Origin of the sequence: Pseudomonas lini (assembly GCF_030812475.1) — a bacterium.
Lineage (GTDB): Bacteria > Pseudomonadota > Gammaproteobacteria > Pseudomonadales > Pseudomonadaceae > Aquipseudomonas > Aquipseudomonas lini_A.
On sequence record NZ_JAUSSR010000005.1, the window covers coordinates 228380 to 240787 of the forward strand.

A 12408-nucleotide genomic window follows, 5' to 3' on the forward strand; every position below is an offset into this window, starting at 1 on the left:
CGAGCAGGCTCGCTCCCACAAGGGATTCGAGTTGTTGTCGGGGTCGGAACATACCTACTCACGAACCAGCCGTTTCAGGCGTTTCGCCGGTTGACTGCTTTGCCCTCACTCCCTATCCTCGCGCCTGTCACGACTCATTCGTGATCGGGTTTGACGGCCCGGCAAATCCAAGGCGCGCATGTCATCCAAGTTTGCTCGTGCACTCTCGTGCCCGATGCACAGCTTTATGGTGACTGTGTGCGGGGCACTTTCGGGTGCGCCGGGTTCCTTGGACCGGTCCGTCAACCTGCACACAGTTGCCACCCAATTCGTTTGACGGCGATGAAGTGGCAGCTCTTTGACTACCAAGGAGTTACACCAATGGCTGAGCCAACCACAAAATCCACCCCTTTCGCCCCCTGCGACCACGTTGACCATCACCTCTTCGCTGTACAACCCGACATCCCCCTCCTCGACGCCCTGGAGCACGCCTCGGTCTACCTCAGTTGCGCCGAAGCCCTCGCCCATCAAGCCCCCCACGCCACCCGCCCGGAACACATCGCTTCGTTACGCTGGGCGAGCAAGCAAATGCTCGGCACCGCGCGTTCATTGCTCCAGGCCTCCATTGACGGTATGCACGCCGCGCAAGCGGGAGGTGAGGCATGAATCCGCATCTGCCGATGACCAACAATGATTGCGACATTCCGGCGCTGCTGGTTGTCACTCAAGCGCCATTGGATGTTTTGCACAGCAATGCCGCGACGCGGTTTCTGGCGGGGACACAGATGATGGAAAGCCTGGCCAGTCTTGATATCACCCAGGCCAAGGGGGCTGATGTGCAGCAACTGGCCAACGCGGCGGCGATGTTGTTGCGTGATGGCTGTGATGTGATGGATGTGTTGGGCGGCGGATTCGGGCTCGGGTGTAACAAGATCCAACTGACAGCATTGACTGGCAGGGGTCTCATCGCGACCAAGCTGCTGCCACAGGGTGTTTGCTGTGCACGCAAAATTTTTGCTCGGCGACGATCCACTGTGGGAGCGAGCCTGCTCGCGAAGAGGCCATTACATTCAACATGGATGTTGACTGACCCACCGCTTTCGCCGGCAAGCCGGTCTCGCGCCCACACGTCTGGCGCTTGAGCTGAGGATCTCTGGCGTAGCATTAAATGCATTATTTTAATAATCATAAATCATATAATCAGCTAACTTAATAATTAGCATATAACTATAAAGAATTTCACAGCGACTTTTTATAGGGATAACGTCAACTACAGACCGACCCCTTCTCCAGGCGGAGGTAACACGAAGCGCAACCACCCGCCTGGAGTTTCCCATGTCACTAAAACCCCTGCTGTTAAGCCTCTTGTGCACCCTGGGCTTCGCTGCATCGAGCCAGGCCAGCGACCTTCAACCCCTGCTGGTGGCCAATCAGAAGTCCTCGATCAAGGTACTGCTGGAGGTCTCCGGCGAACTGAAGGATGTGCCCTACGACATCCAGTTTTCCGAGTTCCCGGCCGCCGCCCCATTGGGCGAAGCGCTGAATGCCGGCGCGGTGGACATCGGCGCCCTGGGTGATGCGCCCTACGTATTCGCCCTCGGGGCGGGCGCGCCGATCAAAGTCGTCAGCATCGTGCATGCCGAAGGCCGCTACACCACCGCGATCCTCGCGCCCAAGGATTCGGCGCTGAACAACGCCAGCGATCTCAAGGGCAAGAAGATCGTCACCACCCGCGGCTCCATCGGCCACTTCCTGGCGATCAAGGCCTTGCGCAGCGTCGGCCTGAGCACCAGCGATGTGCAGTTCATCTATCTGCTGCCGAGCGAGTCGCGAATCCTGTTGGACAACGGCAGTGCCGACGCCTGGTCGACCTGGGACCCATACACCACCATTTCCACCACCCAGAATCAGGCCAAGGTTTTGGCCAGTGGCGCAACCCTGCTGACCAACCATTTGTACCTGGCCGCCACCAGCCAGGCCATCGCCGGCAAACGCCAGCAACTCGAAGACTTCGTCGCCCGGGTCGATCGTGCCTACCGCTGGACCAACGCCCATCCCGAGGAATACGCCGCCGCCCAGGCGCGCGTGACCGGCTTGCCGCTGGCGGTGCATGTCGCCGTGGCCAAAGGCACCCACATGGAACCGGTGGAGATTGACGACAAGGTCATCGGCGGCCTGCAAACCACCGCGGACATCTATCAGGAAGAAGGCATTCTCACAAAACACATCGACGTCTCTCAAGGCTTCGACAAGAGCTTCAACGCCAAGCGTGCCCAACTCAACCAGGCATCTCGATAACGATGCGACTGATTCAGGAGTAGAACCATGAGCAAACAACGCCAACTGAAACTCGGTGCGATGGTCCATGGCGTCGGCCATGGCTGGGGCGAATGGCGCCATCCACAGGCCCTGGCCAACGCCAGCGTGAACTTCGATTTCTACAAGCAACAGACGCAACTGGCCGAGGCGGCGAAGTTCGACTTCGTGTTCATCGCCGACAGCCTGCACATCCATGAAAAGTCCAGCCCGCACTACCTCAATCGCTTCGAGCCGCTGACCATTCTCTCGGCCCTGGCCGCCACCACCCGGCACATAGGCCTGGTCGCGACCGTGACCGTCAGCTACACCGAACCCTTCCAGGTGGCACGGCAGTTTGCTTCCCTGGACCACATCAGCGGCGGTCGCGCCGGGTGGAACGTGGTGACGTCCTGGCTCAGCGGCACCGCCGACAACTTTGGCAAAGCCGAGCACCCACCGCATGCCGTGCGCTACCGCATCGCCAAGGAGCACGTCGCCGTGGTCAAGGGCCTGTGGGATTCCTGGGAAGACGATGCCTTCGCCTACGACAAGCAGAGCGGTGAATTTTTCACGCCTGGCAAGCTGCACGCCCTGGAGCACAAGGGCGAATTCTTCTCGGTAAAGGGCCCGCTGAACATCGCCCGTTCCCGGCAAGGTCAGCCGGTGATTTTCCAGGCCGGCACCTCCGAGGCGGGACGCAGTTTCGCCGCCGAAAACTCCGACGCGATTTTCGTCAGTCCCGAGTCCTTCGACGAAGCCCGCGCTTACTATCAGGACCTGAAACAACGGGCCAGCGGCTTCGGCCGGGAGGCGCAGAAGCTGTCGATCCTGCCGGGCATCCGCCCGATCGTGGGCCGTGATGAAGCAGAAGTTGAAAGCCGCTATCAGCAAGCGGTGGAACTGGTGACCATCGAGGATGCCATCGTCGCCCTCGGCCGGCCGTTCAACGACCATGACTTCAGCCAATACCCGCTGGATGCGCCGTTCCCCGAGCTGGGCGACCTGGGTTCCGACAGCCAGAAAGGCGGATCGGACCGAATCAAGCAGCTTGCGCGGGATGAAGGCCTGACCTTGCGCGAAGTCGCCCTGCGCTTCTCCCGGCCGCGGCGCGATTTTGTCGGCACGCCGGAACGGGTGGCCGATGCCCTGCAGACCTGGTTTGAACAGGGTGCTGCGGACGGTTTCATCATCAACTCGCTATTGCCCGATGGCCTGCAGTATTTCACTGAACTGGTGGTGCCGATCCTGCAACAGCGCGGTCTGTTTCGCGACGAATACAGCGGCAGCACCTTGCGCGCCAACCTCGGCCTCGAAGTACCGGCCAACCGTCACGCGAGCACCCCTATCGAAGAAAAAAGCGAGGCACTGGCATGAGCGAATCCCTCAACCGCCTGTTGGCGAACCTGCATGCCGAACGTCTGGCGACCTGGGAGCCGGCGGCCCTGCAAGTCAATATCGATCAACGCCAACGCCTGGTGGACGAAGCCCGGATCGACGACTTCGTCAGAGCTGGCGACTCGCTTGAGCCCTTCACGTTGTTGAAGGTCGAAGGCGGCAGCCTGAGCCGCGACGAGTTGCTCGCCAACGGACCTGCGGTGCTGATTTTCTTCCGCTTCGCCGGCTGCCCGGCCTGCAACATCGCCCTGCCCTATTACCAGCGCGAGCTCTATCCGCACCTGCAGGCACTGGGGGTGCCGCTGGTGGCGGTCAGCCCGCAAGTGCCGGAAAAGCTGGTGGAGATCAAGACCCGTCACAACCTCGGACTGCAAGTGGCCAGTGACCCCGACAACAACCTCGGCCGGCGCCTGGGCATTCTCTACAACTTCGATGAAGCCTCGCGCAAAGCCGCACTGGCCAAAGGCAATGGCATCGGCGAAACCACCGGCACCGGCACCTGGGAATTGCCGCAGCCCACAGTGGTGGTCATCGCCCGGGACGGCAAGGTGGCCTTCGCCGAAGTCAGCCCCGACTGGCTGGTGCGCACCGAAGCCGATCCGGTATTGCGCGCGGTCGAACAGCTGCTGGGGCAAACACCCGTGCAACTCGCCATCTGACAAGAGCCTGACCATGACGAAAAAGATCACACAGGGACAGTTCAATCGTCGCGGCTTCCTCACGGCCAGCTCCATCGCCCTTGGCGCGTTGGGGCTGTCTTCCCTGGGACTGGCGCCGCGTGCATTCGCCCAGGCCAACAGGCTCTCGGACCTGACCCTGGGGGTCGCCACTTACCGGGGGCAGGACTCCTATTTCAGCGAAGACGCCGGCACTGCCAATACCCCCTACAAGGTCGATTATTCGGAATTCGCCGGCGGCAACCTGATCGTCGAAGCCTTGGCTTCGGGCAGTCTGGACGTCGGCGGCATGAGCGAGATTCCACCGATCTTCTCGATCCAGAGCCATCGCCAACCGCGGCTGATCGCGGTGCTGCAAGGCGATGTGAACAACCAGGTGTTCCTCATCCCCAAGGACTCGAACCTGGAATCGGTGGCGCAATTGCGCGGCAAACGGGTCGGCTACGTGCGCTCCACCACGTCGCACTATTTCCTGATCAAGGCCCTGAAGGAGCAAGGCCTGACCTTGAAGGACATCACCCCGGTGGCGCTCACGCCCCAGGATGGTTTCAGTGCATTCCAGAGCGGCCAGCTCGATGCCTGGGTGATCTATGGCGTGTTTATCCAGCTGGCGAAATTCCGCAGTGGCGCCCGGGTGCTGAAAACCGCGCTGGGTTATCTGTCGGGCAACTACCTGATCGCCGCGCGCCCTGCCGCCCTGGAAGATCCGCTGCGCAAGCAGGCGATCCAGGACTACCTGCAGCGCCAGGCGCGCACCCTGGAATGGATCAACAACAACCCCGACCCCTGGGCCGCGAAATCGGCGCAATTGCTCGGGGTCGACAAAGCGGTGTTCCTCGACATGTACAACAACCGCAGCCAGCCGTCGAAAATCATTGCCGTAAACGATCAGGCCATTGCTTCGCAGCAACAGGTTGCGGACCTGTTCTTCGATGCGGGGGTGTTGAGCGAACGGCTCGATGTGAGTCCTCTCTGGGACAAAAATTTCCCGTTGTTGCCGCTTTGAGCCATGAGGCCATACACAAAAGGTATGAACAACACCGCCCCCTGTAGGAGCTGGCTTGCCAGCGAAGGCGGTGGAACAGGCCACATCGATGGTGTTTGACCCACCGCTATCGCCAGCAAGCCGGCTCCTGCAGGGGGGCTGTGTCGTACATGAACAGATACCGGCTCTCACGCTTTTTTGATCGAGTGAATCCACCATGAGTCTTTCTTCCCAACATTCTCCACCACTGCGATCCGTCGAAGTGGCCCAATTCGAAGCACTGCTCGAAAACATCGGTGCGCAACTGGCCGCCACGGCCCACCTGTATGACGAGAGCGGCGCCTTTCCCCACGACAACTTCAAGCTATTGCACGAACACGGCCTGGTCGCGTTGACCGTACCCAAGGCCCTGGGCGGTGGCGGCGCGAACCTGGCACAGGCACGCCAGGCCATCAGCGCCATCGCCAAGGGTGAACCCTCCACCGCCTTGATTCTGGTGATGCAATACCTGCAGCACTCACGGCTGCAAGACAGCCGAAGCTGGCCGGACACGCTGCGCCAGCAGGTGGCCCGGGACGCCGTCGAGCATGGCGCGTTGATCAACGCCTTGCGCGTCGAACCCGACCTCGGCACCCCGGCCCGCGGCGGTCTGCCGGCGACCATCGCCAGGCGTACCGCGGCGGGCTGGCGCATCAGCGGGCGGAAAATCTACTCCACCGGCAGCCATGGCCTGAGCTGGTTCAGCGTCTGGGCCCGCAGTAACGACGAAGACCCGCTGGTCGGCGCCTGGCTGGTGCACAAGGACACGCCGGGCATTAGCATCATCGAGGATTGGGACCACCTGGGCATGCGCGCCACCTGCAGCCATGAGGTGGTGTTCGACAACGTGCTGGTGCCGCTGGATCACGCCGTCAGCGTCAGCCGCTGGAGCGCGCCGCAACCCGAACTCGATGGCGACGGTTTCCTGTGGATGTCGGTGTTGCTGTCATCGGTCTACGACGGCGTCGCCCAGGCGGCCCGCGACTGGCTGGTGAGCTGGCTGGAAACCCGCGCGCCGTCGAACCTGGGCGCGGCGTTGTCGACCCTGCCACGCTTTCAGGAAACCGTCGGCCACATCGACACCCTGCTGTTCGCCAACCGCAGCCTGCTCGACTCCGCCGCCGAGGGCCACACGCCGGCCAGTCACGCGGCGCAACTGAAATACCTGGTGACCGGCAACGCCATCCGCGCCGTCGAGCTGGCTATCGAGGCCTCCGGCAATCCGGGCCTGTCACGCCACAATCCGCTGCAACGGCATTATCGCGACGTGCTCTGCAGCCGGGTTCACACGCCGCAAAACGACGCCGTCCTGCAAGGTGTCGGCAAAGCGGTCTTCGCCCAGCGCCAGCCCCCATCCCAGCCCAAGGAACGCCCATGAGCCAGCTCGTCATCGCCAGCCAACTGGATGAAGATTTCAACGAAGTGATCCGCCAGCGCCTCGCGCAAACCCACCCCGGTGCCCGCGTCATCGGCGTGCCGGCCGGAGTGCCCAGCGACCTGCCGGCAGAAGTCGGCATCCTGCTGGCGCGGCCGATCAATGTGCGCGGTTATCAAGCGCCGGACACACCGCCACCGGGCTGGCCCTATGGCTTGCAGTGGATTCAAGTGGTGTCTTCAGGCATCGACTTCTATCCGAAATGGCTGTTCAACGGCCCACCGGTGAGCACCTCCCGCGGCAGCGCCGCCGAGAACATCGCCGAGTTCGCCCTGGCTGCGATCTTCGCCGCGGCCAAGCGTTTGCCGGACATCTGGGTGCATGACTCACAATGGAATTTCACCGCGCTGACGCCGCTCAAGGGCACCACGCTGGGGATTCTCGGCTTCGGCGCCATTGGCCGCAGCCTCGCGACCAAGGCCCACGCGTTGGGCATCAAGGTGCTGGCGTTGCGTCAGAGCCAGACGCCGTTCGAGGTAGAAGGCGTGGAAGCGGCGCGGGATATCCATGACCTGTTTGCCCGCGCCGATCACCTGGTGCTGGCCGCGCCCTTGACCGCCTCGACCCGGCACATCGTCGACAGTGCGGTGCTGGCCAGCGCCAAACCGGGGCTGCACCTGATCAACATCGCACGGGGTGGCTTGCTCGACCATGGGGCTCTGCTGGAAGCTTTGGACAGCGGGAGCATCGGCCTGGCCTCGCTGGACGTCACCGAACCCGAGCCCTTGCCGGACGGTCACCCGCTCTACGCTCACCCACGGGTGCGCCTGTCGCCCCATACCTCGGCGATTTCCAGCAACAGTCGCCACGAAATTGCCGACAGCTTCCTGGCCAATCTCGAGCGCTACCTCAATGGCCTGGCGTTGGAGAATCAAGCGGACGTACAGCGCGGGTATTGAGCCCCACCCCCAGTCAGTGGATTGCGCATGACCGCTTAAACTACGTGATCCTGCCGGTGGACTCGGCAGGCGCCCAGGCGCTGGGTGCCGAGTCGTTGAAACCCGAGCGCTCGACCAACTTCAGCCTCGGTTTCGCCCTGACGCCCAGTGACGACCTGAGCCTGATTGTGGACGGCTACGTGATCAACCTGCGCGACCGCCTGGTGCTCAGTGAACGCTTCCAGGGCCCGGGCGTCGCGGCCCTGCTCGACAGCATCGGCGTGCCGGCCACCGCCGGGGCGCAGTATTTCACCAATGGCGCCAACACCCGTACCTCGGGGGTCGATGTGGTCGGTAACTACCGGCAGAACCTCAACCAGTTCGGTTCGGTGCGCTGGACCGCGGCGCTGAACTACAACCACACGCAAATCCTCAGCGTCAACGAAACCCCGTCGCAACTCACGGCCCTGGGCAGCAACTTCCAGTTGCTCGGGCGCCAGTCGCGAGCGCTGATCACCAAGACCTCCCCCAGCAGCAAGATGATCTTCTCCGCTGACTGGGCGATCCGCGACTTCGACGTCAACCTGCGGCTGACCCGCTATGGCACGTACACCGAGGTCAACAGTTCCAGCGATCCGAGCCTGGACCGGGAATATTCGGCCAAATGGATTACCGACCTCGACGTGGCGTATGCGCTCAACAAACAGCTGACCGTGGCTGTGGGTGCGCAGAACCTGTTCGACAAATACCCTGACCACATTGGTGTGCCGAACTCTTCGTTCGGTGATAACTGGGGTAGCTATTCGCCGTTCGGCTTTACGGGTGGTTACTACTACACGCGGTTGCAGTACGCGTTCTGATTTCTCCCACGCAAAATCCCTAGGAGCCAGGCTTGCCGGCGAAGGCATCGTCATGAGCGCCGCATGGCTCGAGGCCGTCTTCGCTGGCAAGCCAGCTCCTACAGGGGATCTGCAGTGAATACGAAATCGATGAACACCTCCGATCTCGTGTAGGAGCCGGCTTGCTGGCGAAGGCGCCTGCATGGACGCCGCAAGGCTCGAGGCCGCCTTCGCTGCGGTGCGGCGATCCGACAAGCCAGCCCCTACAGGATCTCCGGCTTGGATCACCGGACCTGTAGGAGCCGGCTTGCTGGCGAAGGCGTCTGCATGGACGCTGCCGGACTCAAGGTTGCCTTCGCCGGCACACCAGCGCCTACGCCATGCCGCCGGCCCGGGATATCCGCCAACAGACTGCGGGTGTAGTCGCTGGCAGGGGACTGGAAAATTTGCTCGCAGGCGCCCTGCTCCACCACCCGGCCCGCCTGCATCACCACCACCTGATCGGAGATCTGCCGGACCACGGCCAGGTCGTGGGAGATGAACAGGTAACTCAGGCCGAGCCTGGCTTGCAGCTCCCCCAGCAACTTCAGAATCTGCCCCTGCACCGAAGCATCCAACGCCGATAAAGGCTCATCGAGCACCAGCAACTGCGGTTCCAGCGCCAGCGCCCGGGCAATCGCCACACGCTGACGCTGGCCGCCGGACAGTTCGGTGGGACGACTGCCGAGCAGGCGCACCGGCAACTCGACCTGTTCCAGCAGGGTCGCCGCCCGTTGCCGGCGCCAGGCCGCATCCCCCAGGGCAAAGGCCTGCAGCGGTTCGTTGATGATCTGCTCCAGGCTCAAACGCGGGTTGAGCGAGGCATAAGGGTTCTGATAGACCACCTGGATCCGTCGCCGCAGGGCCAGCCACTCGCGTTGCGACACCTGGCTGATGTCCTGGCCATCGAACAGCACGGTGCCGGTGTCGAGTTTTTCCAGACCGAGAATCAAGCGTGCGGTGGTGGACTTGCCCGAGCCCGACTCGCCCACCAGGCTGGTGGTGCCATGGCGGGGCAAATGAAAGGAAACGCCATCCACCGCCGCCGGCTCGTGGTTGCGCCAGGAGGAGAAGTCTTTGCTCAGGTTCTTCGCTACCAGTAGCGCCGCGGGCTGGCCATCAACCCATGGTACGGCCACCGGCGCGCGCCGTTGTTGCACGGTCAGGCTGGGTGCGGCATTGAGCAGTTGCTGAGTGTAGGCATGTTGCGGTGCCTGGAAAATCCGCCGGGCCTCACCGGCCTCGACGATGCGCCCCTGGTGCATCACGAGCAGCCGGTCGGCGCGATCCAGCGCCACCCCGAGGTCATGGGTGATCAGCAACACGGCACTCCCGCGCTCCCGGGCCAGGGCTTGCAGGCGGTCGAGAATCTGCCGCTGTACGCCGACATCCAGGGCGCTGGTGGGCTCATCCGCGATAATCAGCGGCGGATCATTGGCCAAGGCGATGGCGATCAGCACGCGCTGGCGCATACCGCCCGAGAGCTGATGGGGATAGCCTTGAGCAATCCGTTCGGCATCCGCCAGACCGACCTCGCGCAACAGTTCCAGGCTGCGCTGGCGAGCCAGTGCTTTCGGCACGTCATGCAGGGTCAAGGCTTCAATCAGTTGGCTGCCGATACGCTTGACCGGGTCCAGTGACAATCCCGGGTCCTGGGGCACAAAGCCGACACGTCGCCCGCGAATCGCCTGCCACTGGCGCTCACTGGCCCGGGTCAACTCCTCACCCGCCAGGCGAATACTGCCCGCCTCGATCCGCGCGTTGGCGGCCAGCAACCCCACCAGCGCCGCCGCCGTGGTCGATTTTCCCGAACCGGACTCACCGACAATCGCCAGTATTTCCCCGGACTGCAGCTGGAAATCAATCCCGGCCACGCCTTCGGTTCGTCCTTCACGGCCGTGATAAGCGATACGCAGATCACGCACCTCCAACAAAGCTTCCTGTCGCCGATTCATCCACGTGCTCCCTGATCATCCTGTAACGCCCTGGCCAATTGGTTGGCCGAGACCACCACCGCCGCCACCACCAGCCCTGGCAAACTGGTGTACCACCAGGCGGACACCATGTAGTTGCGTCCTTCGGACACCAGCAATCCCCACTCCGGCTGCGGCGGCGGTGCGCCGAACCCGAGGAAACTCAAGGCCGACACCGCCAGCACCGCGCTGCCGAACTCCAGGGCGGCCAAGGCCAATACCGGTGCGCTCGCGTGTGGCAGGATGTGCCGCACGATGATGGTCCAGGGACCGACACCGCAGGCTGAGGCGGCTTCGACAAAGGTGCTGGCGTTCCAGCGCAGCACTTCGCCCCGGACCAGGCGCGCGAAGGTCGCGACTGACGACAAACCCACCGCCAAGGCAATGTTCAAGGTGCCAAAGCCGAGCACGGTGATCACCGCCATGGCCAGCAGCAACGCCGGAATCGCCATCAGGATTTCCACCAGGCGCATCAACACGGCGTCGACCCACCCCCCGAAAAATCCCGCCAGCACACCTAGCACGATGCCACTGAGCAAGGCGATCACCACCGCCAGCAATGTCGCCTGCAACGACAGCGCCGCGCCATGCACCGTGCGGCTGTAGAGATCGCGCCCCAAATGATCGGTGCCGAACCAGTGCTCCAGGGACGGCCCCTGCAACGCCTGGGCAGGGACACCGAGCAAGGGGTCGAAGTGGCTGAACAGCTGCGGCCAGAGGGCCCAGCTCAATACCAACAACAAGACTGCCAGTCCCAACGGCAACAATGGGCGCCGGCGCAACACCCGCAGCAGCGTTGCCGACCAGCCCGAACGCCAGGGCGTACGGCGCGCAGCAGGAAGCGTATCGATCAATCCATCGTTCATCGTCTGGCTCCCGGGTTGGCGCGGATACGCGGATCAAGCAGCGGATACAGCAGGTCTACCAGCAAGTTGACGACAATGAAGATCAACGCCGCCAACAGCACCACACCCTGCACCATGGGGATGTCCTGGCTGCTGACTGCCGCTTGTGCCAGGCGCCCGACGCCTTCGCGGGAGAACACGGTTTCCGTCACCACCGCCCCCGCCAGCAGCGAACCGACGATCACCCCGGACACGCTCAGGATCGGAATCAGCGCGTTGTGCAGCACATGCACCAGCATCAGGCGCACCGGCCCCAGCCCCTTGGCCCGCAACGCTTCGACGAAAGGCTGGCGCCAGGTCGCGGCCAGGGATCGCGCCAGTACCTGGGCGATCACCGCGCTGGTGGGAATGGCCAGCGTCAGGGCCGGCAGCACCAGCGAGGCCAACCCGCGGTTGCCCATCGCCGGAAACCAGTGCCAGCCGAAGGAAAACCACTGCAACAACAGCAACCCGACCCAAAAGGTCGGCAGCGACACGGCCACCGCCGGCAGCCCCAACAGCAGATCGCGCAGCCAGGCCCGGCGTGTCAGGCTGGCGCCCAAGGCCAGGCCGATGCCTGCCACCAAGGCGACCGACAATGCCAGAAAGGTCAGTGCGGCCGTCGCCGGCAAGGCGTCGGCCAAGGATCGGGAAACCGGCTGGCCACTCTGGATCGAGTTGCCAAAATCCAGTTGCAGCGCCCGCCACAGGGCAATCCCGTACTGCACCGCCAAGGGTTCATCCAGATGGTATTGCGCACGTAGCGCGTCGACCTGCTGCTGATTGACCGTGCTCTGCTCGCCACTCTGATTGAGCATGATGCTCACCGGATCGCTGGGCAGCGCGTAGAGAATCAGGAACGACAGGCTGAACGCCGCCCACAGCACCAGCAGGGCCTGCCAGGCGCGGGCCAGCAGGTAACGCCAGATACCCGGACCGCGGCGTCGCACCACGGCCGGGTTGGTTGCCAATATGGAATCACTCATC

12 protein-coding genes are annotated in these 12408 nt (G+C 63.1%); 9 read left to right on the forward strand and 3 right to left on the reverse strand.

Annotation, left to right across the window (positions count from 1 at the left end):
• Positions 1 to 360: 360 nt before the first annotated feature.
• The 9 genes from J2W17_RS11815 to J2W17_RS11855 all read left to right on the forward strand — a co-directional run bounded on the left by J2W17_RS11815 (position 361) and on the right by J2W17_RS11855 (position 8546).
• Positions 361 to 645, forward strand: coding sequence for a DUF3077 domain-containing protein (locus J2W17_RS11815; RefSeq protein WP_307333772.1), 285 nt, complete (start codon positions 361 to 363; stop codon positions 643 to 645).
• Positions 642 to 1121, forward strand: a complete 480-nt coding sequence (locus J2W17_RS11820; protein WP_307333773.1) for a hypothetical protein — start codon at positions 642 to 644, stop codon at positions 1119 to 1121. Before J2W17_RS11815 ends, J2W17_RS11820 begins: the two co-directional genes overlap by 4 nt.
• Positions 1122 to 1314: 193 nt before the next feature.
• Positions 1315 to 2277, forward strand: coding sequence for an ABC transporter substrate-binding protein (locus tag J2W17_RS11825; protein WP_307333775.1), 963 nt, complete (start codon positions 1315 to 1317; stop codon positions 2275 to 2277).
• Between the two features lie 27 nt (positions 2278 to 2304).
• Entirely contained in the window at positions 2305 to 3651 is a 1347-nt protein-coding gene (locus J2W17_RS11830) for an LLM class flavin-dependent oxidoreductase (RefSeq protein ID WP_307333777.1), read from the forward strand.
• The gene (locus tag J2W17_RS11835) at positions 3648 to 4331 is read left to right on the forward strand and encodes a peroxiredoxin-like family protein (protein WP_307333778.1); all 684 of its coding nucleotides are present in this window, start codon (positions 3648 to 3650) and stop codon (positions 4329 to 4331) included. Before J2W17_RS11830 ends, J2W17_RS11835 begins: the two co-directional genes overlap by 4 nt.
• 13 nt (positions 4332 to 4344) lie before the next feature.
• On the forward strand, positions 4345 to 5355 hold the full coding sequence (locus J2W17_RS11840) for an ABC transporter substrate-binding protein (protein WP_307333779.1): 1011 nt from the start codon (positions 4345 to 4347) through the stop codon (positions 5353 to 5355).
• Positions 5356 to 5551: 196 nt separating this feature from the next.
• On the forward strand, positions 5552 to 6751 hold the full coding sequence (locus J2W17_RS11845) for an acyl-CoA dehydrogenase family protein (RefSeq protein WP_307333781.1): 1200 nt from the start codon (positions 5552 to 5554) through the stop codon (positions 6749 to 6751).
• The gene (locus tag J2W17_RS11850) at positions 6748 to 7707 is read left to right on the forward strand and encodes a D-isomer specific 2-hydroxyacid dehydrogenase family protein (protein WP_307333783.1); all 960 of its coding nucleotides are present in this window, start codon (positions 6748 to 6750) and stop codon (positions 7705 to 7707) included. The genes J2W17_RS11845 and J2W17_RS11850 overlap by 4 nt, the downstream gene beginning before the upstream one ends.
• Positions 7704 to 8546: a TonB-dependent receptor domain-containing protein gene (locus tag J2W17_RS11855; RefSeq protein ID WP_373459977.1), complete on the forward strand. Its 843-nt coding sequence runs from the start codon at positions 7704 to 7706 to the stop codon at positions 8544 to 8546. Before J2W17_RS11850 ends, J2W17_RS11855 begins: the two co-directional genes overlap by 4 nt.
• Positions 8547 to 8809: 263 nt before the next feature.
• Here the strand turns inward: J2W17_RS11855 and J2W17_RS11860 are convergent, their stop codons facing one another.
• From J2W17_RS11860 to J2W17_RS11870, 3 genes are read right to left on the reverse strand one after another with little or no spacing between them, the layout of a single operon-like run.
• A complete protein-coding gene (locus J2W17_RS11860; RefSeq protein WP_307333786.1) occupies positions 8810 to 10519 on the reverse strand; it encodes a dipeptide ABC transporter ATP-binding protein in 1710 nt (569 codons plus the stop codon).
• On the reverse strand, positions 10516 to 11403 hold the full coding sequence (locus J2W17_RS11865; RefSeq protein WP_307333788.1) for an ABC transporter permease: 888 nt from the start codon (positions 11401 to 11403) through the stop codon (positions 10516 to 10518). Before J2W17_RS11865 ends, J2W17_RS11860 begins: the two co-directional genes overlap by 4 nt.
• Complete coding sequence (locus J2W17_RS11870) at positions 11400 to 12407, reverse strand: ABC transporter permease (protein ID WP_307333791.1); 1008 nt, start codon at positions 12405 to 12407, stop codon at positions 11400 to 11402. The genes J2W17_RS11865 and J2W17_RS11870 overlap by 4 nt, the downstream gene beginning before the upstream one ends.
• Position 12408: the final 1 nt, after the last annotated feature.